The 26266-nt window shown below is 57.3% G+C and carries 35 protein-coding genes and 1 pseudogene; 21 read left to right on the top strand and 15 right to left on the bottom strand.

The genetic code is table 11. From position 1 onward, the window contains the following. A pseudogene (locus tag O8B93_RS26245) lies at positions 1-927 on the top strand (fusion protein); the annotation flags it as partial. After that, the gene (locus O8B93_RS26240; RefSeq protein WP_269712839.1) at positions 924-1256 is read left to right on the top strand and encodes a hypothetical protein; all 333 of its coding nucleotides are present in this window, start codon (positions 924-926) and stop codon (positions 1254-1256) included. The pseudogene O8B93_RS26245 and the gene O8B93_RS26240, both read left to right, overlap by 4 nt. Positions 1257-1262: 6 nt before the next feature. On the opposite strand, the gene O8B93_RS26235 is transcribed toward O8B93_RS26240, so the two are convergent. Continuing rightward, positions 1263-1736: a hypothetical protein gene (locus O8B93_RS26235; RefSeq protein ID WP_269712838.1), complete on the bottom strand. Its 474-nt coding sequence runs from the start codon at positions 1734-1736 to the stop codon at positions 1263-1265. Positions 1737-1858: 122 nt separating this feature from the next. Between O8B93_RS26235 and O8B93_RS26230 the strand changes: the two genes are divergently transcribed. From O8B93_RS26230 to O8B93_RS26215, 4 genes are all read left to right on the top strand, one after another. Next, positions 1859-2773 carry a glycoside hydrolase family 19 protein gene (locus O8B93_RS26230; protein WP_269712837.1) on the top strand — a complete coding sequence of 305 codons (915 nt, stop codon included), beginning with the start codon at positions 1859-1861 and terminating at the stop codon, positions 2771-2773. A 1-nt stretch (position 2774) separates the two neighbouring features. Next, the gene (locus tag O8B93_RS26225; RefSeq protein WP_269712836.1) at positions 2775-2999 is read left to right on the top strand and encodes a hypothetical protein; all 225 of its coding nucleotides are present in this window, start codon (positions 2775-2777) and stop codon (positions 2997-2999) included. A gap of 151 nt (positions 3000-3150) precedes the next feature. Then, positions 3151-3600 (top strand): DUF1515 family protein, encoded by a 450-nt coding sequence (locus O8B93_RS26220; protein ID WP_269712835.1) that lies wholly within the window; start codon positions 3151-3153, stop codon positions 3598-3600. A 190-nt stretch (positions 3601-3790) separates the two neighbouring features. Further along, on the top strand, positions 3791-4630 hold the full coding sequence (locus O8B93_RS26215) for a DNA adenine methylase (protein WP_269712834.1): 840 nt from the start codon (positions 3791-3793) through the stop codon (positions 4628-4630). A gap of 189 nt (positions 4631-4819) precedes the next feature. Here the strand turns inward: O8B93_RS26215 and O8B93_RS26210 are convergent, their stop codons facing one another. Then, positions 4820-5137, bottom strand: coding sequence for a hypothetical protein (locus tag O8B93_RS26210; protein ID WP_269712833.1), 318 nt, complete (start codon positions 5135-5137; stop codon positions 4820-4822). 59 nt (positions 5138-5196) lie between these two features. Here O8B93_RS26210 and ligD point away from each other — a divergent pair, with 59 nt between their 5' ends. Further along, positions 5197-6261 carry a non-homologous end-joining DNA ligase gene (gene ligD / locus O8B93_RS26205; RefSeq protein ID WP_269712832.1) on the top strand — a complete coding sequence of 355 codons (1065 nt, stop codon included), beginning with the start codon at positions 5197-5199 and terminating at the stop codon, positions 6259-6261. 30 nt (positions 6262-6291) lie between these two features. Continuing rightward, positions 6292-6555, top strand: coding sequence for a DUF982 domain-containing protein (locus O8B93_RS26200; protein WP_269712831.1), 264 nt, complete (start codon positions 6292-6294; stop codon positions 6553-6555). A gap of 283 nt (positions 6556-6838) precedes the next feature. On the opposite strand, the gene O8B93_RS26195 is transcribed toward O8B93_RS26200, so the two are convergent. The 4 genes from O8B93_RS26195 to O8B93_RS26180 form a co-directional block, all read right to left on the bottom strand. Next, positions 6839-7141, bottom strand: a complete 303-nt coding sequence (locus O8B93_RS26195; protein ID WP_269712830.1) for a BrnT family toxin — start codon at positions 7139-7141, stop codon at positions 6839-6841. Between the two features lie 191 nt (positions 7142-7332). After that, a complete protein-coding gene (locus tag O8B93_RS26190) occupies positions 7333-7635 on the bottom strand; it encodes a hypothetical protein (RefSeq protein ID WP_269712829.1) in 303 nt (100 codons plus the stop codon). After that, entirely contained in the window at positions 7632-7916 is a 285-nt protein-coding gene (locus O8B93_RS26185; RefSeq protein ID WP_269712828.1) for a chromosome partitioning protein ParB, read from the bottom strand. Before O8B93_RS26185 ends, O8B93_RS26190 begins: the two co-directional genes overlap by 4 nt. Continuing rightward, the gene (locus tag O8B93_RS26180) at positions 7913-8578 is read right to left on the bottom strand and encodes a ParA family protein (RefSeq protein ID WP_269712827.1); all 666 of its coding nucleotides are present in this window, start codon (positions 8576-8578) and stop codon (positions 7913-7915) included. Before O8B93_RS26180 ends, O8B93_RS26185 begins: the two co-directional genes overlap by 4 nt. Before the next feature lie 433 nt (positions 8579-9011). Here O8B93_RS26180 and O8B93_RS26175 point away from each other — a divergent pair, with 433 nt between their 5' ends. Next, a complete protein-coding gene (locus tag O8B93_RS26175) occupies positions 9012-9614 on the top strand; it encodes a recombinase family protein (RefSeq protein ID WP_269712840.1) in 603 nt (200 codons plus the stop codon). A gap of 166 nt (positions 9615-9780) precedes the next feature. Here the strand turns inward: O8B93_RS26175 and O8B93_RS26170 are convergent, their stop codons facing one another. From O8B93_RS26170 to O8B93_RS26145, 6 genes are all read right to left on the bottom strand, one after another. Further along, positions 9781-10641: a helix-turn-helix domain-containing protein gene (locus tag O8B93_RS26170; protein WP_269712826.1), complete on the bottom strand. Its 861-nt coding sequence runs from the start codon at positions 10639-10641 to the stop codon at positions 9781-9783. Positions 10642-10823: 182 nt separating this feature from the next. Beyond that, complete coding sequence (locus O8B93_RS26165) at positions 10824-10940, bottom strand: ribbon-helix-helix protein, CopG family (protein ID WP_237691163.1); 117 nt, start codon at positions 10938-10940, stop codon at positions 10824-10826. Positions 10941-11127: 187 nt separating this feature from the next. After that, the gene (locus O8B93_RS26160) at positions 11128-11928 is read right to left on the bottom strand and encodes a hypothetical protein (RefSeq protein ID WP_269712824.1); all 801 of its coding nucleotides are present in this window, start codon (positions 11926-11928) and stop codon (positions 11128-11130) included. After that, a complete protein-coding gene (locus O8B93_RS26155; RefSeq protein ID WP_269712821.1) occupies positions 11925-12554 on the bottom strand; it encodes a hypothetical protein in 630 nt (209 codons plus the stop codon). Before O8B93_RS26155 ends, O8B93_RS26160 begins: the two co-directional genes overlap by 4 nt. 56 nt (positions 12555-12610) lie before the next feature. Next, positions 12611-12784: a hypothetical protein gene (locus O8B93_RS26150; protein ID WP_269712819.1), complete on the bottom strand. Its 174-nt coding sequence runs from the start codon at positions 12782-12784 to the stop codon at positions 12611-12613. Positions 12785-13036: 252 nt separating this feature from the next. Beyond that, positions 13037-13228, bottom strand: a complete 192-nt coding sequence (locus O8B93_RS26145; RefSeq protein WP_269712817.1) for a hypothetical protein — start codon at positions 13226-13228, stop codon at positions 13037-13039. Between the two features lie 240 nt (positions 13229-13468). Between O8B93_RS26145 and O8B93_RS26140 the strand changes: the two genes are divergently transcribed. Next, positions 13469-13714 carry a hypothetical protein gene (locus tag O8B93_RS26140; protein WP_269712816.1) on the top strand — a complete coding sequence of 82 codons (246 nt, stop codon included), beginning with the start codon at positions 13469-13471 and terminating at the stop codon, positions 13712-13714. Here O8B93_RS26140 and O8B93_RS26135 read toward each other — a convergent pair. After that, the gene (locus tag O8B93_RS26135; protein WP_269712814.1) at positions 13711-14388 is read right to left on the bottom strand and encodes an XRE family transcriptional regulator; all 678 of its coding nucleotides are present in this window, start codon (positions 14386-14388) and stop codon (positions 13711-13713) included. The two genes, O8B93_RS26140 and O8B93_RS26135, sit on opposite strands and share 4 nt — an antisense overlap. An 83-nt stretch (positions 14389-14471) precedes the next feature. Here O8B93_RS26135 and O8B93_RS26130 point away from each other — a divergent pair, with 83 nt between their 5' ends. Together O8B93_RS26130 and O8B93_RS26125 are read left to right on the top strand one after the other, a co-directional pair. Continuing rightward, a complete protein-coding gene (locus O8B93_RS26130; protein WP_269712812.1) occupies positions 14472-14672 on the top strand; it encodes a transcriptional regulator in 201 nt (66 codons plus the stop codon). Positions 14673-14905: 233 nt separating this feature from the next. After that, entirely contained in the window at positions 14906-15367 is a 462-nt protein-coding gene (locus O8B93_RS26125; protein ID WP_269712810.1) for a phage regulatory CII family protein, read from the top strand. 253 nt (positions 15368-15620) lie between these two features. Here the strand turns inward: O8B93_RS26125 and O8B93_RS26120 are convergent, their stop codons facing one another. After that, on the bottom strand, positions 15621-15827 hold the full coding sequence (locus tag O8B93_RS26120; RefSeq protein ID WP_269712808.1) for a hypothetical protein: 207 nt from the start codon (positions 15825-15827) through the stop codon (positions 15621-15623). Positions 15828-15853: 26 nt separating this feature from the next. Between O8B93_RS26120 and O8B93_RS26115 the strand changes: the two genes are divergently transcribed. The 4 genes from O8B93_RS26115 to nusG are packed head-to-tail and all read left to right on the top strand — an operon-like array spanning position 15854 to position 19565. Next, entirely contained in the window at positions 15854-17194 is a 1341-nt protein-coding gene (locus O8B93_RS26115) for a ParB N-terminal domain-containing protein (RefSeq protein WP_269712806.1), read from the top strand. Further along, on the top strand, positions 17187-17708 hold the full coding sequence (locus tag O8B93_RS26110; protein WP_269712804.1) for a hypothetical protein: 522 nt from the start codon (positions 17187-17189) through the stop codon (positions 17706-17708). The genes O8B93_RS26115 and O8B93_RS26110 overlap by 8 nt, the downstream gene beginning before the upstream one ends. Further along, complete coding sequence (locus O8B93_RS26105; protein WP_269712803.1) at positions 17705-18895, top strand: helix-turn-helix domain-containing protein; 1191 nt, start codon at positions 17705-17707, stop codon at positions 18893-18895. Before O8B93_RS26110 ends, O8B93_RS26105 begins: the two co-directional genes overlap by 4 nt. Before the next feature lie 4 nt (positions 18896-18899). Continuing rightward, the gene (nusG, locus tag O8B93_RS26100) at positions 18900-19565 is read left to right on the top strand and encodes a transcription termination/antitermination protein NusG (protein ID WP_269712801.1); all 666 of its coding nucleotides are present in this window, start codon (positions 18900-18902) and stop codon (positions 19563-19565) included. A 224-nt stretch (positions 19566-19789) separates the two neighbouring features. On the opposite strand, the gene O8B93_RS26095 is transcribed toward nusG, so the two are convergent. Then, positions 19790-20029 carry a hypothetical protein gene (locus O8B93_RS26095; RefSeq protein WP_269712800.1) on the bottom strand — a complete coding sequence of 80 codons (240 nt, stop codon included), beginning with the start codon at positions 20027-20029 and terminating at the stop codon, positions 19790-19792. Positions 20030-20264: 235 nt separating this feature from the next. Here O8B93_RS26095 and O8B93_RS26090 point away from each other — a divergent pair, with 235 nt between their 5' ends. From O8B93_RS26090 to O8B93_RS26070, 5 genes are read left to right on the top strand one after another with little or no spacing between them, the layout of a single operon-like run. Next, the gene (locus tag O8B93_RS26090; protein WP_269712799.1) at positions 20265-20735 is read left to right on the top strand and encodes a P27 family phage terminase small subunit; all 471 of its coding nucleotides are present in this window, start codon (positions 20265-20267) and stop codon (positions 20733-20735) included. Next, positions 20713-22548, top strand: coding sequence for a terminase large subunit (locus tag O8B93_RS26085; RefSeq protein WP_269712798.1), 1836 nt, complete (start codon positions 20713-20715; stop codon positions 22546-22548). The genes O8B93_RS26090 and O8B93_RS26085 overlap by 23 nt, the downstream gene beginning before the upstream one ends. Then, positions 22548-23861, top strand: a complete 1314-nt coding sequence (locus O8B93_RS26080; protein ID WP_269712796.1) for a phage portal protein — start codon at positions 22548-22550, stop codon at positions 23859-23861. The genes O8B93_RS26085 and O8B93_RS26080 overlap by 1 nt, the downstream gene beginning before the upstream one ends. Then, positions 23858-24712: a head maturation protease, ClpP-related gene (locus O8B93_RS26075; protein ID WP_269712794.1), complete on the top strand. Its 855-nt coding sequence runs from the start codon at positions 23858-23860 to the stop codon at positions 24710-24712. Before O8B93_RS26080 ends, O8B93_RS26075 begins: the two co-directional genes overlap by 4 nt. A 26-nt stretch (positions 24713-24738) precedes the next feature. After that, the gene (locus O8B93_RS26070; protein WP_269712792.1) at positions 24739-26220 is read left to right on the top strand and encodes a phage major capsid protein; all 1482 of its coding nucleotides are present in this window, start codon (positions 24739-24741) and stop codon (positions 26218-26220) included. The last annotated feature ends 46 nt before the right edge of the window (positions 26221-26266 follow it).

Raw genomic sequence — 26266 nt, 5'->3', positions numbered from 1 at the left:
TCCGGCCCGGTCGGGCCGAAAGGCGATACCGGCGCTACCGGCATCACTGATGCGGGCGTTTATAGCACCATCAGCGCCTACGCGATCCGCGATGCGGTTCTCGATAATGGCTCAACGTGGCTCGCCAAGAGTGCTGTTCCGGCCGGAAACCCGCCGCCTGTTTTGCCTGCCACCCAAAACGATTATTGGCGGCTTCTGGCGCGGCGCGGGATCGATGGTACGGGCATCGGTGACGTTGTTGGGCCTACCGGTGGTGTTTCGGTCAATGACTTGGCTGTCTTTGCCGATACAACAGGCAAGCTTCTCAAGAAGGCGCCGAACAACGTTGTCAGTAACGCGCTTTTGTCGCAGCTCTCTGCTCCTGCAATTAAAGGGCGGCTGACGATTGGCAGTGGTGACGTAGAGGACTTGACGCCTGCGCAGGCGCGTCAGCTTCTTGGCGGGTGGGAGTACATCACAACAATAGGAGTTGGCAGCGGATCAGTTGTCGCGATCACAAACTTATCCGCATTTTATTCCATCAGGATTACGCAAAGGACAATTCTCACCACCGGTGGATACCTCGGAATTCAAGTTTCAACGGACAACGGAGCAACATTCCTAACGTCTACAACAGACTATAGATACAATATCGTTGACAACTATTTCAATGGTTCAACCTCTACTGTTTCTGGAGGTGATGGCGGAATAGCGCAGATGCCTATCGGTGATGAAAATTCATCAGGAATAATTACAATGTCAGCATTCAACGCTCCATTGGTTGCCTACTCTGTTGGTCAAAGCATATCTGATGTTGGATCGAACAGGGTTCTGAGAAATATCGGTCATAAAATTACAGGAACAACTCCTAGAAATGCTCTCAGGATAATTGCCCCGGTTGGAACATTTCTTCACGGCGTTTTTGTTGTTGAGGGAGTCAGATTATGACTATCGTTGTTTACAATGCGGAGACTGGCGAAACTCACGAACGGGATATGACGCCGGAAGAGCTTGCGGAACTGGCATCTTATCCGCCTTCTCCTTTCCCTGAGGCTGCAACTGTTGTCTACAGTGTCGATCTATGGTCTCGCATGGCGAATGCAGAGGCCGATCAGGTGGGTGCGGCGATGGCGGAACAGCCTTTCCGCGTTCGCAAAATCTTTGAAACCGCGAACTCATACCACAGCGACCACGAATTGTGGCCGCTTTTGGTGCAGATCGCCACAACGCTCTTTGGTGAAGAAAGGGCGGCGCAAATCCTTGCGCCTTCCACTTAATACAGTTCACCCTAAACCGAAGTATGCGGTTATCAGCAGGAAGAGGAGACCAGTAACAGTCGTAACGACCCAACTGTTGTTGAAAATACCTGATAGTCCTAGAGACTTGCCGGGAGGTTCTGTGATGAATTTTCCGGTCACGTCCTCCCCATGTTCCAGTGCGGAATCCAGCGGAGTAGTATTGGGAAATCCTATCCAAGTGACGGAGCGTGAGGACGCGTTAAACTCGTCCATCTGCCTAATGGATCTCGCATCGTCTTGGCTCACTAGGTCATCGATAGGGGCGGGTGTCAGGTAAACGGCGACCTTCGTCACTTTTGAGAGGTCTCTTACATGGCCGTCCCAATACAGTTTGTCCCCTTTCTTATATGCTCGGACAAACGTTTTTTGGACGAAGCCTAAGTCCCGGTCGAGCATCGCGACGCTTGGAGTCGAGGTATCACCCTCGAGCCAAGCAAACACTTGATAGTACGATTTCAAGTTACCCCCCAGTGCGGCGCATTTTCGACTAGCAACTAAGCATTTCGGCGAACCGAAGTCGATGTGCCATTCGATGGCGCGTAGAGCGCCGCCCTCCCCTAAAAAATCAGGAGATATCCTCAATGGATATGACAACGTTCTTCGCGTATGCGAGGCGCGCGCCTTTTGGCGGCCGCCTTTCGCAGGGCCAGATTGACGGCATGAACGCGCTTTTCCGGTGCTGGCGGTCCCACAAGATCACCGGCTCGGATAATAACCGCCTCCTCGCCTACATCCTGGCATCGGTGTTTCACGAAACGGCCGGCCGCATGTTGCCGGTGCGCGAAACGCTCGCATCAACCGACGCCGGCGCAATCGCGGCGCTGGATAAGGCGTTCAAGGCCGGAAAGCTCAAGCAGGTGAAGACGCCATACTGGCGCAAGGGGAAAAACGGCAAAGCTTATTTCGGCCGTGGCGATATCCAGCTTACCCACGAGGACAACTACGAAAAGCTGGGCAAGCGGATCGGCGTTGATCTTGTCGGTAATCCCTCGCTCGCCCTCGATCTCGATATCAGTGCCGAGATTGCGATCGTCGGCATGTTGGAAGGTCTGTTTACCGGCCGCAAGCTGACGGAGTTTTTCAACCTCAAGAAAGATGATCCTATCGGCGCTCGGGCAGTCGTGAACGGGACCGACAAGGCGAAGTTGATCGCCGGCTACTACAAGTCCTTCCTTGATGCCTTGGAAGCGGCCACCATCGCCCGGTTTCAGGGAAAGCCGCCAGCCGATGTTACCGCGCTCGATGCGCAACCGGACAACGTGCCGGCTGCGCAAAGCAAGTCCCTCTGGACGGTCATTGCCGGCGTCTTTGGCGCTGGCGGCCTTAGTGCGGTACGTGACGCGAAAGACATTGCCGATAGCGGGGCAACCCTTTTCGGCGCGATCTCCAATCCGTGGGCCTTTGGCAGTCTGGTGTTCTCGGCCGTGGCGGCCGGCGTGCTGGTTTGGCTGATTGGCTCCGGCCGCATCACCATCAACCGGACGAAGGCAACCTGACATGCTGGACACTCTGAAACGGTGGCTGGCGGTTGCCGGCGTGGCGCTCACATTCGTTGTGAGCGCTTTTCTTTACGGCCGCTCGGCCGGCAAGGCGGATGCCTCGGCCGAACAGCTCAAGCGCAACGCGAAATCCGCCGCAAAGGCGCGAGGGATCGAAGATGACATTCGCAAGAGTGGCGATGCTGACATTAAGCGGCGTCTTGGTCGCTGGGTGCGTGACTAGCGGCAATTACTGCGACGTTGCCCGCGCTATCAGGCCATCAACGCAAGATGACCTGACGCCGGAAACAGAGCGACAAATCCTCACTGAAAACGAAAAGCTTCAAGCGCTGTGTGGCGTGAAGCCTAAATAACGGGTGGAAGGGTACGGGGCTATGGCACCACCTGATAATTTCGATCCCTCTTTGCATCAGCAAATGGGGCAACTGCTGGCCGGCGTGGACGCGTTGAAAGAGTCCATCCGCCGTATCGAGGACGGAGCGCGGCGCTCCGAAGATAAGGCGAACGAAAGCCGGGCCGTGGTGCATAAGCGCATGGACGAGCTGGTAAACCGAGTTTCCGGCGTCGAGCAATCCATGGCGATTGTCAAAGAGGACGTTTCCGAGATGAAGCCGGTCGCTGAGAACGTGCGCCAGCTCGAAGAAGACACGGCCAAGGTTAAGGCGGTAGTGGCGGACATGAAGCCCGTCACGGACGATGTGAAGCGCTGGCGGCTTATGGGGATAGGCGGCCTGACCGTGATCGGTATCGGCGGCATGGCGCTGGGTGTGTCCTTCGCGGATGTCCTGAAGCGTATCGCGGGCGTCATCATCGGCAAAATCTGAAAACAAACGGGCCGGCAGGTATCCCCTGCCCGGCCCGTTTCTATAGCTGCCCTCGGGTGGCCGCAGCCTCACGGCTGCAACAGCGGGTGCAGATTGGCGTCATACCCCGCCCGACAACATCAAAGATCATTGCCGCACCCTTCGCCTGCGCAGGCCCGTGCGGTTTGTCAGAAAAGATGGTCTTAGACAAATGCAAAATCTCTTTCAGTTTTCCGAAGTGCGGCCGGTGTCTCCCCCTGCCGCGTATCTCGGCGGAAAAAAGCAGCTCGCCGGCCGGATCGCTGCATTGCTCGAGCAAATTCCGCATGACCTTTATGTGGAGCCGTTTACCGGTATGGGCGGCGTATTCTTCCGCCGTCGCCTTGTCCCTCGTGCGGAAGTCATCAACGATATCTCCGGCGACGTGACGACGCTGTTTCGCATCCTGCAGCGTCACTTGCCGCAGCTGCTTGAAGTGATGAAATTCCAGATCACGTCACGGCGGGAATTCGAGCGGCTGGCCGCGTGCGATCCTGTCACCCTGACCGATCTGGAAAGGGCCGCCCGGTTCCTCTACCTCCAGAAGCTGGCGTTCGGCGGCAAGATTTCCGGCCGAACCTTTGGCGTCGATACCACGGGCGGCGCTCGGTTCAACGTCACGCGGCTGACGCCGATCATGGAAGAAGTCCACGAACGCCTCGCCGGCGTCGTGATAGAGTGCCTTGACTGGCGCACGCTCATCGACCGGTACGACCGGCCGGGTGCGATGTTCTATCTCGACCCGCCTTACTACGGCTGCGAGAACGATTATGGAAAGAACGTCTTCAAGCGGGATGATTTTGCGGAAATGGCTGAACGTCTCAGCGCCATCAAGGGCCGCTTCATGATCTCGCTCAATGACCGGCCGGAAGTGCGGGAAATCTTCGGCCGCTATCCAATGACGCCGGTTTCGTTGACCTACACAATCCGAGGCGGCGAAGGAAAAGAAGTTGGCGAAGTCGTCATCCTTGACGGCAAGGAGCCGGCAATCCCGAACCTGCCGTTGCTATGAACAAGAAAGCCGCTCGGTTACGCCGGGCGGCTTTTTGCGTTTCTGGCGCTGGTGTCGGAAATGACATTCTAATTTGTCGCGCCGATCGCGCGCTCGAGCGGATCCGCGGCCGCAATAAAATTACAAGTTCGCGAATGAATGTTTCATGCTGGCGTCTCGGCCGCCGGCGAATGCTGAAATGATTTTCTTTTAGGGCTTTCTTGGCGGCTCATTGATCTTCAAGCCATTTAGCGCCGCAATCTGCTCGTATGTGTCCTCGACCTTTGCCGCCGCAACGCGAGGATAGTCCGCCCAGCCGTTATGCGGCAAGATGGTTTGCTTTACGCCCTCCATGTGACTGATAGACCAACGCCACTTCGTCCTCATCGTGCCATTCACTTCAAGCATGATGCGGCCGAATGACCGCTCTCCGTCCCATGCCTGATAGTCTTCATGGCCCTCGCCGGGCCACGTCTCACGCCAGCGGTAGCGAGGTTCCGGTCCGGGGTCGTCGGGATTTTTCTTCATGCACCCTGACATGGTGGCCTGACAAATGTTTGTAAAGGTTTCGGGCGCAGGCTGTGAGCATGACAAAGCCCCCTCGCCCTCGATCAAAGCCGCTGCTGCGCGATGATGGCAAGCCCATCCAGTCGCGCCCGATCCGCAAGCGAAACAAGGCCCAGCCAGCGTTGCCGCTCGAGCCAATGCCGGCGCGTGTTGAACCTGCCCTTGCGCTCCTGAAACAAAAGCCGCCTGCAGGCGACAAATGGGGCTGGGAAATCAAATGGGACGGCTATCGGCTCGCGATCCACGCCGATGCGAGCGGCGTCCGGATATTGACGCGCGGCGGTTATGATTGGGCCGCGCGGTTTCCGGCTATCCAGCAAGCGGCGCGCGATCTCGGGCCGGCGTCTTTCATCATCGACGGCGAAGCGGTCGTCCTGGACGAACAAGGGCGCTCGGACTTCAATGCCTTACAAAACAGCTTGGGTGCCGTTGGCGCGCGTAGTGGCAATAAAGTGGCCGCCAATGCCCTTCTCTACGCTTTTGATCTTCTGTATCTCGACGGCCGCGATCTACGTGAGCTGCCCTACAGAAACCGCCGCCACCTGCTTGAAGAGATGCTTACGGGGTTCGAAGGTGCAATCCGGATTTCGGAAGAAGTTGAAACCGACAATCCCGGCCTGATGCTTGAACATGCATGCCGCCTCGGGCTGGAAGGTATTGTCGGTAAAGACCGAAACAGCCCATACCGGAGCGGTAGAACCGGTGACTGGATCAAGGTGAAATGCGTCCAGTCCGAACCGTTCATGATCGTGGGATATGAACCCTCCCTGTCTGCAAGCGGCGGCTTTGCTTCGCTCTTGCTGGCCGCATATGACGGCGACGAGCTGCGCTATGTTGGAAGCGTCGGCACGGGCTTTAAGGAGCGCGCCGCAAACGAGCTGCGCCGGATGTTAGATAAGCTGCCTTGGCGGAAGAAGAAGCCGCCCGTGGCCTATTCTGGCCGGCGTGAGGTCATTTGGGTGCAGCCGACGCTAATTGCGGAAATTGAGTTCCGCCAGATGACGCCGGATCGCAAGCTACGTCATGCGGCTTACAAGGGCCTCAGAGAACGGCAGGATAACGCGGACGTGTACCGGGTTGATTAAACGCGGCTGCTTTTAGTGTAAGCTCTCCTGATGAGCGAATTCAGGATACAGCCGATAACGGTCAATTGGGGTGATTTCGAAACCTATGAAACGGTGACGGACTTGGCCCGCTGCCTTCTCAACAACTGGCCGGCAAGCTCCGATAGTCAAGCTTACGTGACGGCCCTCATGGTATGTTCCGCCGTTCTTGAAAATGGCTTGGATGATCGGCCGGAAGATGCGCGTGCGGCTTTTGTTGAGGCCGCCCATGAAGCGCTCCTGTCAGTTTCGCCAGATGATGACCTAGATTTTTAACTGCGGTGTTGCCGACGCAAAAAACAAAAAAGCCGCGCGATGTTACCGCGCGGCTTTCGATTGCAACTATCTTGGGCTGTGGGCTTTCGCGTACGCCTTCAGGACAGCCTGCATTCGCGTAAGATGTCCCTTTCCGCCTGAGAGCGAAAAGAAGAAGTCAAAAACTTCCGGGTCCAACTTCAAATGAACAGATCGAGGTTTTTTTGGCTCCTCGATCCTTGCGGTTTCCCAGAAGGAAGCGCCGAGGCTTTCGCCTTCAGGTGCATTAGGATCGTGGTAGAGTTCACCCCTCTCCTTCATCTTGACGAGGTCTTGCAGAGATACTCGCCTCATAACGTTGTCGGTCATCTCGACCTCCTTTCCATGCTGTGATGATGCGGGTAACGCCATCGCGCTCAGTATGAACAACGATGAAGCATTCATCCCCAACCATTCCCACAGACCTGTGTCTTGTTTCGCCGTAATCTTGTCGGTCGTCTTCATTTGTCACGACCGGCCCCATAAAAATCAGGGCTGCATATCCAAAATCAACTTTGCGGGTTTTAATTACATGTTCCCGTTTCTTTTCATCCCACTCAAATTCCAACTTCTAATCTCCATAAAGTATGCGTGCATTTTATCTAAAACCTTTAAAATAGCAGCGACGATTTAATTGCAGGCCTATCCTGCGAAAAGATATATACACGAATAGTGTACACTTTTCAAGATGCATCACATGGCTTCTTGCTGAGAAAAAGCCGCCCGGTGGTGAAGGGCGGCCTCTTAATCGAAAAACATTCACTTGTTGGCGCGGACCTCCTCCAGCCCTCGCCAGATGCTCTCAAACTGAGACTCCAATCGGCTTTCCAGATTTTCAACATACTCGGCCAAAGCCAGATTTTCAGGGCAACCCAACGCATGCGCACGATCCCTAATTCTCTTTTTCCTTGCCTCTTCCCATTTCCGCTCCATTTGGTGACGGTAGGATTTTAGTTCGGTTGCGTGCTCTTCGAAGCCCTCCGTATCTTCTATGTCCCAACTCGGGTCAGCCTCCCAGGAGGCCTTCAAGGCTTTAATCTCGTCCGGTGTCCTGTCCGTCATTTCTTGTTCTCCAGATACAGTGCCCACGCCTCTTCGATGATGACGCCTTGAACTACGCCGCGCCGCAAAGCTTCCTCCGCGATCTCTTCCGACACGTGCGGCAGCACTTTGGCGTGCACTTGGCCGGTGCGCTCGCTCTTCTTGCGGCCGGGCTTTCCACGCGGCGAGCGATCAACAAACCCCCTCGCCTCCCCTGCCGCGTCGGCCTTCGCGATGGCCGCTTCTGTCGCCGGCTTTGCGGTGCGTTTCAGCGCACCCAAATCAAGTTTGAAATCGGTCATTTCAGTGCCTCCGTCAGACGTTTGTAAACTGCCATGGCGAATGCCTCGGCGTTCTCGATTGCCGATGACATATTGCCTTGCTTTGTTTCCATTGAATGCAGATCGCCGCCGAATTCAAAGAGCGCAGAGAAAGCAGCGCGCTCCATAAGAGGCGGGTCTATGATGTCGATACCGCCTTCCCTCAGTGAGCTTTCAATTCCTGTCTGCTGCTTTGACCGGATGGCGCGTGTCATGGTGAAAACAACTGCGTGGGCAATACGCCGGTTTATTGCTTCTTCCTCTTCGGCGATGAGCTGGAGCGATTGCGCGCCAATCGTCGCGTCAAGGATTGTCGCGCGCATGGGTATAAGCACCAAATCTGCTTGTGATATTGCGCGGGATACCATGCGAGATGCAACGCCTTCTAGGTCAACGATTACAACCGCACCATCAACATCGTGCTGCTTTATTGTCTTGACGATGCTGGATTCTGTGACGTCGCTCAGTGCCTGAATGTTTTCAGGAAGTGACCCTTTCCCAGCCCATATGCTCAAGGAATGGTTGGGGTCGCAGTCCAACATTGTGACGGGCACGCCTTTGCGGGCAAGCTCAGTGCCTAGCAGAACTGCCGTGGTTGATTTCCCAGCGCCACCTTTCGATGATGCAATTACGACAACGGGCATGGGCAAAACTCCGGTTGAAAAAATAATCTGGTTTATTCAGATACCCGGTAAAAGTTGATATCGGATTAATGTTTAAATCCGGTAACTGAATTAACCCGATATAACCACATACCGGATATATCCTGCAACCGGATATTTTTAAAAACCGGGTAAACCCATTAATCAGATAAGGAGCATTATCCGGTAACTAAACAAACCCGGTATCTCGTTAAATCCGGTGCGCCGAGTGGTGAAAGTAAACCCATTGTTAATTTTAAATCGGGGGATTGGGGCATTCATTTTCAAGGCCTTGCATGGCCACCCCCGGCGCGTAACCTCGATGCTCAAAACCGTCCGGTTATAGACAGGGCAGGGCGGTTCTGCTCAAAAGTGCCTATCCCGACTTTCTTACATGCTCAAAAAGAACGGGGCACTTTTGAACAGGGAAACAGCTATGTCGCGCACGTTCGCTTATGTCAGAGTGTCAACCACGGGGCAGACGGTCGAAAACCAGATTACCGAAATCTCGGCCGCTGGCTTTTCAGTCGAGCCTCGCCGGATCATATCCGAGACGATTTCCGGCAGCACGCCGGCTGCGAAGCGGCCGGGCTTCATGAAGTTGCTCGACCGGATGGAACCGGGCGACGTGCTTATCGTCACAAAGTTGGATCGCCTCGGCCGAGACGCCATCGATGTCAGCAGCACGGTCAAGATGCTCGCGGAAAACGGGGTGAGGGTGCATTGCCTCCAGCTGGGCGGCCTCGATCTCACCAGCTCAGCCGGAACGATGACAATGAACGTCTTAAACGCCGTGGCCCAGTTCGAGCGGGATTTGAATATTGAGCGTACGCAAGCCGGCGTGGCGAGGGCGCGCGAAAAGGGAAAACGTTTCGGCCGGCCGCCCGCCCTGACGGATCGGCAAAAACAGCTGGCGCTTGCCGATCTGGCGGCCGGAACCAGCATAGCCGCAGTGGCCCGAAAATTCGGCACCAGCCGCCTGACAATCTCTCGCCTTAAAGCTGCATCGCAAGACGCGGCTCCGGGCGATTTGGAATAATATTCTCTTCAAGATTTCCCCTTGCTACCTCTCATAAGCTAAAAGACCTATCCGAGCGTGCGAACGGTTCTGAAACTGCGTATAGGTTGCCGCCGAACCGCACTTAAACGCGGTTCGGAACCGCCGCAGGGCCGCGATAGCGGGCCGAACAAGCGGCGTCCGCTTACTAATCCGTAGGATTATAAAAATCAGGACCGGATTCAGTTCTTTCAGTGAACTCACGCTCATTCAAAAGCTTTGCGGCCTTTCTTGCCTCTAAATTTTTGCGGATGCGATCAATGGCAGGGTTTGCCGTCGCCGGCTGGGTATACTGAAACTGCATCTGCTTTGCTGCCGGCGTCTGGCGGCCTTCCTCGGCCCGCTGAGCGCGGTTCTGTGCTGCCCGCTCCACATAGCCCGCCAACTGCTCGGCGCGTGCCCTGTCCTCTACAGTTTCCCGTAGGCGATCCGCCGGCGAAAGGCTGTCCATGTGCGCCTTGATGGCGTCTTGGCGTTCCTGACGGGCCTGTACAGCGTCGTCGGGCAGGGGGGCGGCCTTGCTCGCGTATTTGCCAAGAAGCGCCTTGGCGCGCGCCGGCAGGCTCAAGCGATAGGCATTGCTTGTCTGCTGCACCTGGGGGCCTGCACCTTCATTGCCGGTGGGAATGTAACGGCGCAACCAATCAACAAAGCCATGGGTCCGGAGGGCATCGAGCGCGCGGCATACAGCAGCTCGGGCGCGGCCGATCTTTTCCATGATAGTGCTGATGGACGGATCAAGCCGGCCATTTCCAAAATCAACCAGATTGGTGAGGTAATCCAACACTTCAAGCGCAACGTGACCAAGGGGGCCGGTGCGCTTACCCGGCTGTTTCATCGCCAGCTCGTACTTGCGCGCGGCAAGCAGGATTTCGCGGGCTTCGTGGCGGGGCAGGGGCTTCCAGAATACAGCCTCACACTTGCCCTTCAGGCGGGAATTTCTGCGCACGGGTGCGCCGGTTCGTCTGGTGCCGGATTTTGCCTGCACCGCGCCAATCTGCTGGAACATGGTTCCTTTGTCCTCTCTCAAGAGGGCATGGACAGCAGACAAAAAATCAGCGTTCCCGCAAGCGCTAACATCTTGCGGGTTCGTTAATTCTGAACTATCTTGAAACTGTTCGACGGTTTCAAAATCGTTTTTGACTACTTATCCAAAAAGCCCCCGCCTCGCCAAAGGTGGGGCTTTTTACTTTATGCCCTTGTTTGTTCTATATAAAGCCTAACAGCCTCTTCCAAAATCGGGGCGCGGGACGATGCCCCACGCTCCTGTTTGATCCTGTCTATTTCTGCAACCAGCTCAACTGACATGTATGCGCTGACTTCCGCACGTCCTGCGGCAGTCTGTCTTTCCCGGTGAGCGGCAACTCGTTTACTGATGGGTGCGCGTGTGTTTTGCATGATGGTTACAGGTAACAGTGATTCCGTGTGATTCTGCAAGCGGTGTCACAAAGTTTCCTCGGTGATGGCGTTTCGCCGCCGGCAAAACCGGATGCGGCTAAAGCCAAGCGTCCTCGTCTATGGCTTCTCCTCGCGCCGCCGCGAGCATGTCCCGGTAGGTGTTTTCTGGCATGCCTGTAGTTTTAAGGCCGGCAGTTTTCATTTCTTCGGTTGGCTCTTTCGGAACGATTTGACAGCCTTCTGGCACGGCCTGTGCGCGTTCCATGAAGCTGCGTAACTGCTCGAATGTGATCAACGCGTGGTCGGGATATTCTTCAGGCGAGGTGATGTCGGGTGTTTCGCAAAGGATCGTCCATGCCTCTTCAGGCGTTAGATGTTCCTCGTTTTTCCCGTCCGCCTGCGCCTTTAGCAGGATAGATTCAAGATGCTCAATGCGGGCAATCATCATACCGACAGTGTCAGGGTTGGCGGCGGCTATGAAGTCCGCAAGCGTCCCCACGTAGTTCTTGGAGACGTGATTGACGCGGGCAATCCACTGGCGACCGAAGCCGTGACCGTCATCTCCTGCAATATCGGTCGGCTCCACTCGCACCGACTTATTGCCGAAGTGCGGGCGCTCGTCTGCCTTCCACTGATACTTGAGCAGATGGGGCGGAATGCCGGCAAGCGCAGCCTTCAGGTTATTTAGTCGATCAGGTAGTGTTCTGGACTTCTCAACAACAATGCTCGCCATATGATCATGAAACCGGGGGAAGGGCTTCCAAGCGGCGTTTCTGATCTGCTCCATGAGCGCGTCAAATTGGCGGCGGATTTCTCCGCGACCTTCCGGGGTATCGATCTCGGGCCAACGCTGGGCAATGAACTCATCTGTAACGGGGTGATTTGGGTGGTCCTTCATGCTGCACTCTCCGTCTCTTCAATCGCGGCCTCGCGCGCCTCAATTATCGCCCTGCGAGCTGAGGCGGCTTCAATCGCCTGTTCCTGTCTCGCAAAGTGCAGAAACTCCTCGTCGTCGCTTTCCGGGTCGAGAACGGGCGCGGTGAAGCCAAAGCGGCGCGGGCCGGTGAAGCTGCAAGCGATCTCGGCCACGCAATAGTTGCCGAGGCCGGCGCGATTGATTGCGTCGGCCGGATAGTCGCCGCTGTCGTCGGGGTCCATCGTGCGCCAGTACCAGTCGGCGCTTTCAAAACTTGCAGCTACGTCGATAACGATGTTTTCGCCGCGAGCGTGAAGCATCATTGCGAAATTCGCCACATCGACGGGGTGGCCCTTTCTGACGTGGCTTTCGAGCATCGCTGAAAGGTCGGCTTGCGTGCAGAGCGTCTTATCTGCCCAGCCACTGCGCCCTTCCGCGCGCTTCCTCGTCATCTTTGCCTTCATCGCTTCCGCGAACTGGTCTACGGCAATGTCGTCGGCGTGCCGGTGGTCTGGCTGGCTCAAGATGGCGTGGACTTCATGGGCGGCGCGCAAGGTCGTATCGGAAAGCAGGCCGCCATTGCCGCCCTTACCCATGGTGCCGTTCATGTCGTGCTCGACGGCGTTTGCCAGTTTGCGAGCGGCCCGAAAAAGAGGATGTTCTGTCATGGGCGGCCTCCCTTCACGAATTTGATTTCCTTCACAACACCTGGGCGTTTGCTGACGGCGTTGCGCTCGGCCTGCAACGAGCTGGTTGCGGATGTGATGATTGTCGTTCCGTCGCGGTAAACGACGCGAAAAACCGACTTCTGGCGGCTGGTGATCGGTCCGGCCGTCACGATTGAGCGCCTCTACGCTGGCGCCGATGCTTGTCAGCCAGCGCGGCGGTATGCATGGCAACGGCGGGTAGACTGACTATCCCGCCGACTGTCGAAACCATGATTTTCCTCGGTTGCCAGTCGGACTTGTCCCGCGTGGGTTTCGTCTGGCGTATGCGTATGCTTGGCTTTGCTGGCATTGTGCCTCTCCGTCCGTTTGGAAGGCCGCACCTGCCTGCGCAGGCGAAGGTGCGGAAATCGAAAGCGGACGCGTCAGGCGGCGCGCTGCAAACGGCGCTGGTGCACTTCATCGCGAGCGGACTTAAAGCAGGAGTCGACTTCGCTCTGGCTGAATTGCAGGAGCATGGTTTCCTGCGTGCAGTTGTCGCCCTGCTCGACGATGTAATCCGCCATTTCCGAGATGAGGCGCTCATTCTCGCCCTTGTTCGTTCTGCTGGTCTTCATGCCGGTTTCTCCATCCTGTTTGAGATGGCCGGGCCGCATTTCATTTCGAGGGGAATGCGCCCGGCCGTTGGTTCCCGATCCGCCGAGGGGTTCAACGGGGTGGGATGGCGGCAAGGTAGTTTCAGACTACGCCGGTTGTCAACGGCAAAACGTAGTTTTCAGCTACGTGAATTTTTCGCTGGACTCAGTCTGTGAGTTGAGTCGTATATAAGAACAGACCGTGAACGAGGGAGAAAATTTATGGTTACGTACTTCGTCGTCCAGACTTTCCAGCGTGGAAAAAAAGGCGCGCTAATTCCTGATATCCCGCGCCCGGCGCGTGACCTGCTCCATTGCGAGCGCGTTGCTGAGAAGCTTGCAGAAAGAAGCGCCGGCGTCGTCGCGTTCTCACGAACGGGCGACCCGGAATCCGATGATTGGGAAGATGCGAAGATTATCTCACAATACGGAGAGACGCCGAGCGAGTTGCTGGCGCTCGCGAATTAGCGGGCGTCATAGCGTCCGACGACGCGATGGCAGATAGGCCATTCTTGGCGAAACTCGGTAAACTCGCGCATCGGGTTCCATTGTTGCAGAAACCATTCTCGATCATTCCAGCCGTTGAGCTGCTTCACGATTGCCTCAACATCGCCGCCATGCGGCGGTGTGTGATAAAGGATCACGTTCTTTTCTCGGGACGGCGGAAGATGCGGATTTACAAGGGCCATGTCTCCCGCACGGAAGGCCGGCACCATTGATTCCCCAGCAATCAGTAGGCCGTAGCCGCCCCTTACGCTCTCAAGCTCGGCTGGTCGCTTGACATAATCCACAGCATCGAACGTCACAATTACATGCCCGTCGCCACCTTGAGCGGCCGCGAACACTGGCATTTTTTCAACGCCTACCAGCTCTGTTCCGGGGATAATTTTCACGCGTTGTGTAGGTGTCGCGCGATCACGCTTTATCGGCTCGGGATCGTCGCCGCTGCGGCTCAAAAGCCAGCTCTCCGTTATCCCAAGAAATTCACAAAGCGCTGGAATCTTTGCCGCTTCGGGCCGCGTTTGATTGTTCTCCCATGTGGAAACACTCACGCGGTTTATCTTCAGGAAGTCGGCAACATCCTGCTGGGTGAGACCTTTGGCGGTGCGGGCGTAACGAATGCGTGAACCGATGGTATCCATAGCCCATTTGTAGTCTTTGCTTACCATTTTGCAGCTACGAACTCTCTTGACAGAAATCGTAGTCTTAAACTACGGTCCGCGACATGATTGATGTTGTCCGAAAAGGGGCCGAAAAGGCCGGTGGCGTTGTCTCTCTGGCTCGTGAGCTGGGGATTAAGCACCCGTCCTTGTATCGCTGGCCGCGCGTTCCTGCGGGGCGCGTGCTCGCTTTCGAGCGGATAACCGGGATTTCCCGTCATGAAATTCGGCCTGACGTGTATGGGCCGGAGGAGAGCGAAAAATGATCGCTCTTGTTCTGTTTTCGCGCGGCCAATCCTCTCGGCCTGCTGCGATCCGCGCCGGGTTCGCTTGGCATCTTGGGTAGTCGAGCGAAACCCGGCGCGCTGTTCTCTGTGTCATCTGCGTACTGGCTCCCCTGAGAGCTTCGACAATCTGACCGGCAAGTTATCGCGCGGGCGTCTGCCGTTCACTGAATCTTTTGCCTGAAATTATTCATTGCAATCTCTCTGGAGGTCTGATGCGCCCCTTTTCCGAAGAAGCCTATGCGGGACTGAAACGCGCCGTTGAAGTCGGCCTTAAACTCGCTGGCGGCACTAAACTTGTCGCTTACATGACGCGCGTTAATGGCTCGATGCTAACCCGGTACGGCTCGTCCAGTGCCGAGCATCATGAGCTATTCATGCCTGTTGATGTCGCCATTGATCTCGACACCGCCGCAAAGCATCCGGTCATAACCGGCAAGATGGCCGAAATTCTCGGCTTTCATCTCGTCCCAAAGAGCGGCTTGCCCGGCGCGCGGCGTGTTACCGATGGCGATGCCGTCGATATCATGAGCGAGGCCATGGACCTCGTCCGCGCCATCCAGTCGGCCCGCGCCGATGGCCGCATCTGCGAGGCTGACCGGAAGAAAATCAAAATCGAAATTGCGGATTTGCAGCGCGAGCTGAACGAACTGGCCGCAAATCTCGGGGAGGGCTGACTATGAACGTTCGTCCGCCTTCTGCTCACCTTGTCCAGCCGCTCATAGAGCGCCCGATTTCCGACCGCGACAGGGCGTTCCTCCGCATGGTGAAAAACGCTGGCGGACGCATCCAGCTAGTCCGGCTTCATGACCGTAAGTGCGCGGAGGCCTGCGAAAAGGTCGGGTATATTCTCGTTCGTGAAGAAAGCCGCTGCACAGTGGTTCTTCTGACTGCGCGCGGGCAAGCCTATCTGCGAAAGATGATGGGGGTTCACTGATGGGCAAGCGCTCCCTTTATCCGCCGCCAGTCGCAGATAAGGCCGCAACCATGGCCCGCTTTGACGCTCTTCCGGCAGTTGTTCGCCGCGCTCTCGCCAGCGCGGCTTTTCAAATTCATCCGCAGGCCGCCGAGAAACGGCTCGGCCGTGGCGTCTCGCCAAAGCGGTGCGCTGAAATCCTTATCGAGCACGATCCACACAGGCCCAGCCGGGCAGGGGGCGCGCGATGACGGGGCTGGTTCTCGATGCTCTCCAAGAGGCGGCAAACGGCATCTATCAGGTTCTCGACCCGCTCTCGAAAGACGATTTCGACGCCTTGCGGGAATCGATTGAGAAAAACGGAGTCTTGGTGCCGGTCGAGTATGACGAAAACGGTCATATCCTCGACGGTCATCATCGCGTTGCCATCTGCAAATCTCTCGGCATTACCGAGTGGCCGCGCTTCGTTCGCAAGGGTTTATCAGAGGAAGAAAAGCGATCTTTCGCCCGTTCGATCAACTTCGCCCGGCGTCACCTCGATACGAAGCAAAAGCAGAAGGCAATTCAGGATCAGCTCAAGGACACGCCTTCGGCCTCGAACCGCGCTATCGCGGCTAAGCTGGGCGTCGATCATAAGACGGTCGCCGGCGTTCGCACCCGGCTGGAAGTAACCGGGGAAATTCCCCAGTTTGAGCGGACAGTGGGTGCGGATGGAAAAGAGCGCCGCAAGCCAATCCAGACAATGTTCATGCCGGAACGGGACAACATTTCTGAAATGAAACTTGTCCTGAAGGCCGTCGAGAGCAGGGAGCATATTGAAAAGGTCGCAGCCTATCTCGGGCAGCTGAAAACAAATGAACCGCCCGCTGTTTCAGCGCCAGCGGTCATCGAGCCGCCCAGGTCGAACCTTCGGGCGGCTGTTGGAACTGCTAGCGCCACCAAAGAAGAGCGCGGGCCGAACCTGTACGAGACGCCACCTGAAGCAATGTTCACGCTGCTGGCTCTGGAAGAATTCTCGTCAACCGTCATTGAGCCTGCCTGCGGTCGCGGGGCCATTGTCCGCATGTTGGAAGCGTTCAACTATGGTGTAGTGCTGTCCGATCTTTACGATTACGGCACGACCAACAGGGAAGGCAGCAAGCAAGACGTTCGGGACTTTATGGCCTCGCAGCCGGCAGACTTTGGCTCCTATGACATTGTGACAAACCCACCTTATGGCGGGTTCATGAATGCATTCATCGCCCACGCGCTGCGCGTTCATCGGCCTCGCAAAATGGCGTTGCTTCTCAATTGGAACGCCTATTCCGGCTTCGCTGACGAGGACCGCAATTTTGTTCTGGATGCCTGCCCACCCGCCCGCATCTATCAGTTCAAGCGCCGCCTTCCGATGATGCACCGTGACGGCTGGGACGGCAACATTGCCAGCAGCCGAATGAATACGGCGTGGTTCGTTTGGGAAATGCAGGACGATGGCACGTATGGTTTTCAGACCATCGTTCGCCGCGTTGACTGGCAAGACTACATGCCCGTTGAAAAATTGCTGCCTGCCAATCGCTCCCTCCAGCTGGAAGGGATGGCAAATGGCTGACCAGCAGGAAACGGAACACGAGTTTGTCGCCAAGCTCCGATACATCGCGGAACGGCTGCGGGGCGACCGTTGGTTTTTGGAAACCGACGATACCGGCGTGCACCTGATTAGCGCGCGGTCCTCGGACGGCGAAATGATTGTCATCGCCACATTCCATCCGGCCGCGATCAAATACGAGATTGATCTTGTCGGCCGCGCGGTCGAGCTGCTGATGCTGTTCCTAAGCGTGGGCGAACGGGCGGCGAGAACGATAGCGAAACTCAAGGCTGCGGCCTCTGGCCCTGACTATACCACGGCCGCCTCTATCGGGATCTCAAATCCGACATTCTGGCGTTTCTTGGAAACGCGCGGGGCAGGTGGTCCCGTGCGCGACAAGACGGCCGCTGACACCCGGCTGAAATCGATCCTGAATTTCGAATCCAAGAAAGACCTGAACAAGCCCGGCCGTGCGCGCGATGCGTGGCGGCGGCTCGACAAAGATTTTCGCGAATGGAAAGGGGGTGCGCCGCGATGAGTAGGCCACAAAAACAATCGTCCAGAGTGTGGCGCTGGCGGCGGGCAATCGGGGAATCCGACCTGCCGGCGACGACACGCGATATTCTCCGCGTTCTGTCCGAATTCATGGGTGAAAACGGCGATAGCTGCTTTCCGTCCGTCTCGGACGTGTCCCAAAAGAGCGGCCGCGACCGGAAAACCGTGCGGGAACACCTGTCGTTAGCTGAAAACCGGGGCTGGCTGGTCGTTGAATCGGCCGGGTTTAGCGGCCCGCAACATGCTCGCAAGGCTTATGTCGCGCGCTGGCCTGACGGCCATAACGAAACCGGGATTCCAAGTCCGGAATTTGATGGTTCCGCGCTGGTGACAGATGGGGAGTATTTACCCGGCAGTGGGGGCGATGTTCCCTCCCTAGATGGCGTGGATTTCCCCACGTATAATACCTCTCCACAAACCTCTCCAAATAACTCTCCAGAAAAGAACGCAGGCGCGGGGGCGCGGAGCGTGTTGGATCGGGTGAAAATCCGTCGCCAGTTCCTCAGGTGGCTCCCGTCGATACCGGGCTATGAGAACCATAGCGATGCTTCGGCGCGTGCGGAGTGGTTGAAACTTTCGGACAGTGAGCGCCGAGAGTGCATCCGGTTGACGCCGGCCTATGTTCGGTGGATCGGCAAGGGTGCAATGCCTAGCCCGGCAAACATCCTGCGTGACAGGGCTTGGGAAAAGTTGCCTTCGACCGTAACGGCTGCCAAGCCGGAAATGATCGAGGCAAAGTCTTTCAGCCCGCTATGGATGACGACGCGGTTTTCCATGCTTCTCCAGCCGCCGACCGGCTCAATTGTCATCACGGCATTTGATCGCGGTCGCATCGCCAACGGCATGAAAACCGAGGACGAGACGCGCCGGGAAAAGCTTGCGGCCCACGGCTGGCCGGCCGTCAACGAAATGATGGCAGATATGCGGGCGGGCAAACCATACCTCTGCCCGGCCGTCCTGGAGGAGCTGTCCGGAGAGTTAAAATCCGTCAAGCGCGACAGCGATTTGTTCGCGGCGTGGGCGCGGCTGCATGACCGGCGCGGCTGGCCGTTCTTCACCTTCACGCCGAATTACGTTCCGCTCCCAGCGGTTGACCTCGGCATTACCGATCTCAACGCGGCCGTTGATGCCGCGATGGAAAATTTCACAACGCTTATCAGCAAGGTTTGATTGAATGCCAAACAAGGTTTCAGGGGCGCGGGCGGGGGCTTGTGCCGGTGATGGTGTCGAGCCGTCGCAATGGTCGAAAAACAGAATGACGAGGGCGCTTCGCCTGTCGATGGCGCAGCTCTCGGCCGCGTCCGCAAAGGTGGTCGCAGAGCGCGAAAAGGAGGCGCGATGGTATTGTTTGGCTGTGCATGGCGGTCATGAGTTCGCTGTGGAAAAAAGAATTTCTGATGCCGGCGTTGAAATTTTTGTGCCGCAGGAAAGCTGGGTGACGATCAAGAAAGGGCAGAAAATCGAAGGCAAAAGCGTGCTGCTGCCCGGCTATGCGCTCGTTAGGATTGTTCCTTCAGCCGCCGCTTTTCAGGGCCTGCTAAAGCAAAAAAGCGTCTTTGGTTTTGTCGGTCGCGATGCTTGTTACCACATTGTGCGCGATGTCGATGTGGCTGTTTTGAAAGGGATTTCCGACAGGAACGAAGTTTCCCGTATGCCTGTCGACAGGACAATCGGGCAGGGCAGCAGGGCGACTATCACCCACGGTCATTTCGCTGGCCATGAATGCATTGTTGTCCAAGTCATGAGCGGTCGCACGCCTCGGGCGCGGGTAAGGGTCGAGGCGTTCGGGGGTGGAATGGGTGACGTCACTATGGCTCTTGCATTTCTGAAAAAGCTGTGAGAGTCATTCGCTAACGGACACTTCGGATTCGCCACCCTCATATGCCAGCGCCAGACGCTGCCAGAGTTGACCGGAACGGTCACAGGGAACAGGCGGTTCGGAACCCAGCCTTGCCGGCCTCGCTCATGAGGCACAGAGACAAGGCCAGTGCGATAGCTATGTTTAAGAGGCGACCCTAACCCGGTCGCCTTTTTGCATTCTAGGTTATGGGCAAAGATCAACGATCAGACGAGGCGCGCGAGTGGCGCGGCTGGTATCAGCTTGCGCGTTGGAAACGTACCCGCAAGCATCAGCTGACGATTGAACCACTTTGCCGTATGTGCCGGCTGCAAGGCCGCATCACTGTTGCCACGGTCTGCGACCACGTCGAGCGACACAACGGCAACCCCGACAAGTTTTGGAATGGGCCTTTCCAGTCGCTGTGCAAGACGCACCACGATGCGACAAAGCAGGCCGAAGAACATCGCGGGTTCTCGACCGCGACCGGCTTGGATGGCTGGCCAATGGACCCGCGACACCCCGCAAACCGCTGACAGGCCCGCCGATCAAGGCCGAGGCCGAAACGTTGCAAAAATGTCACGGGAGGGGGAGGGGGGGTCAAAAGTCAAAAGGCACCTCGACCGCACACCGGCGTCCACCATTTCTTTGCAGAAAGTGGAAATTGGAGACAAAAAGCCACTTTTATCAGAGGGTTAGACCATGAAGGGCCGTAAGCCTGCGTCTGAAAATGTCGTGCCTATGACCGAAAACGGCGAGGCAAAAGGCGCGAATTTCGAGGCCAGAGCGGCGCAACGATCTCGCGAACTGAAACCGGAAGGCCTTCCGTTCACGGTTTCTGCCATTTGGGACCGGATCGCGCTCCCTCTCTGCGATCCTCGCAAGAACCGCCTGACGGAATCGAACGCCTACATGTTCGAGCAGCTTTGCTGGACGATTGAGCGCCACGAACGATTGCGGCTCAAGCTCGACGCCGGCGAGACCTACGAAAGCGAGACGCGGAACGGCGTCCAGATAAAGAACCTGCCGGAAGTCAGCCAGTACAACGAGACATGGCGGCAAATCCGCTCCCTCGCCAGTGATTTCGGCATGACGCCGGCCGCCGAACGGGGCCTGCAAGCGTCTGGCCAGATGGGTTTCAATTTTGACGATGACGGCGACGACTTCGATTGACCTGTTTCCTGTCGATGAAATCCCGGCTCCCGATTATGACGCGGACCCGGTAACGGCATGGGCGGCGGATGTCCTGCTCGGCAACATCGTGGCCGGCCCGCATGTCCGCAACCAGTGCGCCCGCCATCTCCGCGACCTTCGCGACGGCCCGGCGCGCGGCCTATTTTGGGACGTTGACGCGGCAAAGAAGGTCATTGACTGGTTCGGCCGCAACCTTCGCCTGAAGGACGGCAAGTTTCAGGGAAAGAAGTTTATCCCGCATCCAAGCCAAGCGTTCCGCATCGGTTCGCTGTTCGGTTGGAAGTGGGCCGATACCGGTCTTCGTCGTTTCAGGCGTTTTTACGATGAAGAGGGCAAGGGGAACGGCAAATCCCCGATGCTGGCCGGTATCGGTCTTTACATGCTGATGAGCGACGGCGAGGCCGGCGCGGAAGTCTACGCGGCCGCATCCAAAAAAGACCAAGCAATGGTCTTGTTCAAAGATGCGGTTTCGATGCGCGACCAGTCCGCAAAGCTCTCGCAGCGGACGACGACGCAAGGCGAAAACCCGGTCTGGCAGATTACCTATGTCGGCAAGAAGGGTGACAAGCGCTATTTCCGCGCGATCTCGGCCGATGCTGGCCAGTCTGGCCCGCGTCCGCATTGCGGCCTGTGTGACGAGGTTCACGAACATCGTAACCGCGACACAATTGACCTGCTGGAAGCTGGTTTCAAGTTCCGCGACCAACCGCTCCTCGTCATGGCGACAAACTCCGGTTCGGATCGTAAATCGATCTGCTGGGAGGAGCATCAACACGCGGTCAACGTCGCCGCCGGCATTGTCGAGGACGATACCGAATTCACATTCGTCTGCTCGCTCGATGAAGGCGATGATTGGGAAAATGATCCTTCTTGCTGGGTGAAGGTCAACCCGCTTCTCGGATCCACGATTGATGAGGCATATCTGGCGGGCCGCGTTGCCATGGCGCAGAAAATGCCGGGCAAGCGAAACACCATCGCCCGCCTGCATTTCTGCGAGTGGACGCAATCGGTCAATGCCGCGATCAAGCGCGAAGCTTGGATGAAGTGCCAGAAGCGTATTGATCTGGCCGAGCTGGTTAAGAAGGGCTATCCGTGCTACGGCGGGCTTGACCTGTCCAGAACGCGAGATTTCACGGCGCTCACCCTGATTTGGGTTCTCGACAAGACCAAGGACGCGGAGAAATTCGTGTCAAAAACTTGGTTCTGGACGCCGGAAGATACGCTTGCAGATCGAGCGAACACCGACCAAGCGCCCTATGTGACTTGGAGCCAACAAGGTCATATCGAGGCCGTTCCGGGCCAGCGGCTGAAATATTCATGGCTGGCGGAAGCGATTGCGACAATCTGCGCCAAGTACGGCCCGGTGGAAATCGGTTGCGACCAGTACGGACTTGAACAGCTGCAAGAGCATCTGGCCGAAGATGGCGTTTCGCTGCCGACCACAATTCATCCGCAGGGCTTCCAGAAGCGTGTTCTTGAGCGTGACGAAGATGCGCCGGAAGGTCATCAGGAAATCTATCTCTGGATGCCGCACAGCATCAACATGCTGGAAAACGTTCTCTACGAGGAACGCATCCAGATTGATCCAAACCCAATGCTCGATTCTTGCGCGGCCAGCGTCGTCTATGCCGAAAACAGAACCGGGCATCGCATGTTCGACAAGGAAAACGCCTTCGGCCGAATTGACGGCATGGTTTCGACAGCCATGGCCGTTGGAATGGCCTTCTGCCGCGAGCGGCCCGGCGAAAACCTTGACGACTTCCTCTCTAACCCCGTGATGGTAGGTGTTTAATGGCCGGGAAAAAGAAGCGGGGCAGCGCCACCGCGCCATCCAACATGTCGCAAGACCAGCTGATTGCCAAACAACAGCGGTTGAACCTGAAGGAGGGTGCCGGCTGGGCCGCCGCGTTCGGTATGAGCAATCATGCCGGCAAGACTGTGACGCTCAACACCGCCATGCAGCTCGCCACGGTCTGGTCATGTGTTCGACTGACGGCGCAGGCGGTTTCCTGTCTTCCGCTTTCGATTTACGAGAAACGCGGCAATGACGACCGCGTGAAAATCGACACCGACGATAGTCTTGTCGAAGTGTTGTGCGACAGCCCGAACGAAGATCAAACGCCACTCGAATTTTGGGAAACCATGGTCGCGTGGATGATGACAACCGGGAACGGGTATGCGGAAAAGGTCGAAATCGGCACCCGTTTGAGCGCTTTGCAGCCGTTGCCAAGCACCCATTGCGAGCCGATCCGAGACGCGGAAAACGTCTTGAAATATGCCTTCAATGATCGCGGCAAGACAGAAGTGCTGCCGCGCGACAAGGTGTTTCACCTGAAAGGCTTCGGGTTCGGCGGCGACGTTGGCTTGTCGCCGATCCGGTTCGGCTCTCAGGCGTTCGGTTCCGCGATTGCCATTGATGAGGCGGCCGGCCGATTGTTCGGAAAGGGATTGCAGGCCAGCGGCGTTCTATCTTCGGATAAGGTTCTGGACGCAAAGCAGCGTGAAGACCTCGGCAAGATCATGGAAAAGTTTGTTGGCTCGTCCAATGCCGGCAAGCTGATGATCCTTGAAGCCGGCCTGAAATATGACCGGCTTTCGCTCTCGCCTGTCGATGCGCAGATGCTTGAGAACAAGCGCTTTACCGTCGAGGAAATTTGCCGCTGGTTCGGGGTGCCGCCAATCATCATCGGCCATGCTGCGCAGGGACAGACCATGTGGGGCAGTGGCGTTGAGCAAATCCTCCTGGCATGGCTGACGCTCGGCATTGATCCGCTCTGCGACAGGATCGAGGCGCGGATCAAAAAGCAGCTTATTCGGCCTACCGGCAATCGCCGCCGCTATGCCGAGTTCAACCGCGAAGCGCTCTTGCAGATGGATAGCGCGGCAAAGGCCGCCTTCCTCTCGACCATGACGCAAAACGGCTTGATGACCCGCAACGAAGGCCGCGCAAAGCTCAACCTTCCGCGCGTCGAAGGCGGCGATGAGCTGACCGCGCAAACAAATCTGGCGCCATTGAAGGCGCTGGGTGCGGCAAGTGACGGAAACGCGGCCCGCGCCGCAATGCGCGCATGGCTCCAAACTGAAACAGAGAAGGCGGCAGCATGACACTTCGTGCACTTCCCAGCGCGGCAATCGGCGTTCGGCCGGGGCTGCAATCCAAGGTCACGGCCCGCGCGCTGGAGACATGGAACCCGGATATCCGGCAGGCTGCCGAGTCCGAGGACAACACGATCTCCATTCTCGATGTCATCGGGGCGGATTATTGGGGTGAAGGTGTGACGGCAAAACGGATTGCCGCCGCTCTTCGCGCCATCGGCAACAAGGATGTTGTCGTCAACATCAATTCGCCGGGCGGCAACTATTTCGAGGGGCTGGCGATCTACAACACCCTGCGCGAACACAAGGGCAAGGTGACAGTGAAAATCCTCGGGGTTGCCGCCTCGGCCGCGTCCGTCATCGCCATGGCCGGTGATGAAATCCAGATCGCCCGCGCCGGGTTCCTGATGATCCATAACGCGTGGGTGGTTGCCTCTGGCGACCGCCACCAGCTGCGCGAGGTTGCGGATTTTCTGGAGCCGTTCGACGCGGCGGCCGTGGATATCTATGTGGCGCGCTCCGGCATGGATAGCGCCGAGGTCGCCAAGATGCTCGACCGAGAAACATGGATCGGGGGCGCGGAAGCCGTGGACAAAGGTTTTGCGGATACGCTTCTCTCTGCTGACGAGGTTGCCGCAGCGCCGGAAAACTCCGCGAACGGCAAAGCGGTCGTAGCCGCGCATCAGATCGACAATCTTCTCGCCCAATTGAACATGTCGCGATCTCAGCGGCGTGAGCTCATTCAGGCGCTGAAAGGGGGCAAGCAGGACGCTGCCCTAACCAGCAAGCAAGACGCTGCTGTTCTGTCCGGGGTCGAAGACCTCCTTTCAACAATCAACGCATTCAAAAAGTCCGCCTGACAGGCTCGGACAAAGAGGAAAAAACCATGAAAAAATTCGCAATTGTTTGCGGAGCGATCGCGCTTGCCTTCTTCGCTGCCGCCCTGTTCGCCGCGCCTTCGACCGGCCACATGTTTCACGCCATGGCATCCAGCGCAGCACCCGCGCCCACCATGGCGATGATTGCCCTTGTCGGGGCGCACCCGGCAATGCGCAAAGCATCCATGCCGTCCTTTCCGGCCGCGTTGCTGATGGCATCCGTCCCCGGCTCTATCATCGGCTCTGTCCGTAACGAGGCGCAGAACATCGAAAAGCTTCTGGCTGATGTCAAGAACAGCCTGAAGGAAGTGACGGACGGCGTAAAGCAGACGGCCGAGGAAGCCTTGAAACAGGCAAAGCAGTCTGGAACGGTGACAGACGAACTGAAGCAGCAGGCGGACAAGCTGCTGCTGACGCAGTCCAAGCTTTCCGACGCCCACGACAAGCTGACGGAAAAGGTTGAACAGCTTTCAACCCGCAATACCGATCTGGAGCAGCGCCTTGCGACGCGCCGTGGTGGCGGTCAGGACGAGCCGAAATCCCTCGGCCAGATGGTGGCGGAACACAATAGCGTCAAGCAGTTCGTTGAAAACGGCTCCAAGGGCGCGGTTGTCGTCACGCTCAATAACGCTATCACCACCTCGACCGGCTCGGCCGGCGCGCTGGTGACGCCGCAGCGTGACACGGAAATTGTCGGCCTGCCACGCCGTCAGCTCTTCATTCGTCAGCTCTTGCAGCAGGGTCGCACCACGCAAAACAGCGTCGAATACGCGCGGTTGAAGCAGCGCGTTCTTGCGGCCGCCGCAGTCGCGGAAGGCCAGATGAAGCCGGAATCCAATCTGGTATACGAACCGGCCGACGCGAACGTTCGCACCATCGCTCACTGGATTCCTGTGTCGCGTCAGGCCATGGACGATATTCCCCAGCTCCAGAGCGAAATTGACGGCGAGCTGCGTTATGGCCTCGACTTTGTCGAGGAAGCTCAGATCCTCAAGGGCGACGGCACGGGTCAGAACCTTCATGGTCTTGTTCCGCAGGCAACCGCGTTTCTTGCCCCTGTTGGCATCACCATCGAAAGCAAGAACAAGGTCGATGTCCTTCGCCTTGCCATCCTTCAGGCGTCGCTTGCCGAGTACCCGGCTGACGGCATCGTTCTCAATCCCGTCGATTGGGCTGATATCGAGCTGATGAAGGATGGCGAAAAGCGCTATCTGTTCGCCTCCATCGTCCAGATGATGGGGCCGCAGCTCTGGGGCCGCCCGGTGGTTTCGACCGCCGCGATGGATCAGGACGATTTCCTTGTCGGCGCTTTCGGCATGGCCGCCAAGGTTTGGGACCGCATGGATACCGAAGTCGCTATTTCCTCGGAAGACCGCGACAACTTCGTCAAGAACATGTTGACCGTCCGCGCGGAAAAGCGCCTGGCACTCGCCGTCAAGCGTCCCGGCGCTCTGGTGACGGGCGACTTCACGACCGCACTTGCAGCCTGATTGCATCGGCTCACGAAGGCGGGCGGCTTCGGCCGCCCGCTCTGTG

This window comes from Martinezella rhizogenes, from assembly GCF_027460065.1.
Classification (GTDB): Bacteria; Pseudomonadota; Alphaproteobacteria; order Rhizobiales; family Rhizobiaceae; genus Agrobacterium; species Agrobacterium rhizogenes_C.
The sequence above is the reverse complement of the archived record's forward strand: the minus strand, read 5'-3'. Positions and strand labels throughout refer to the sequence as shown.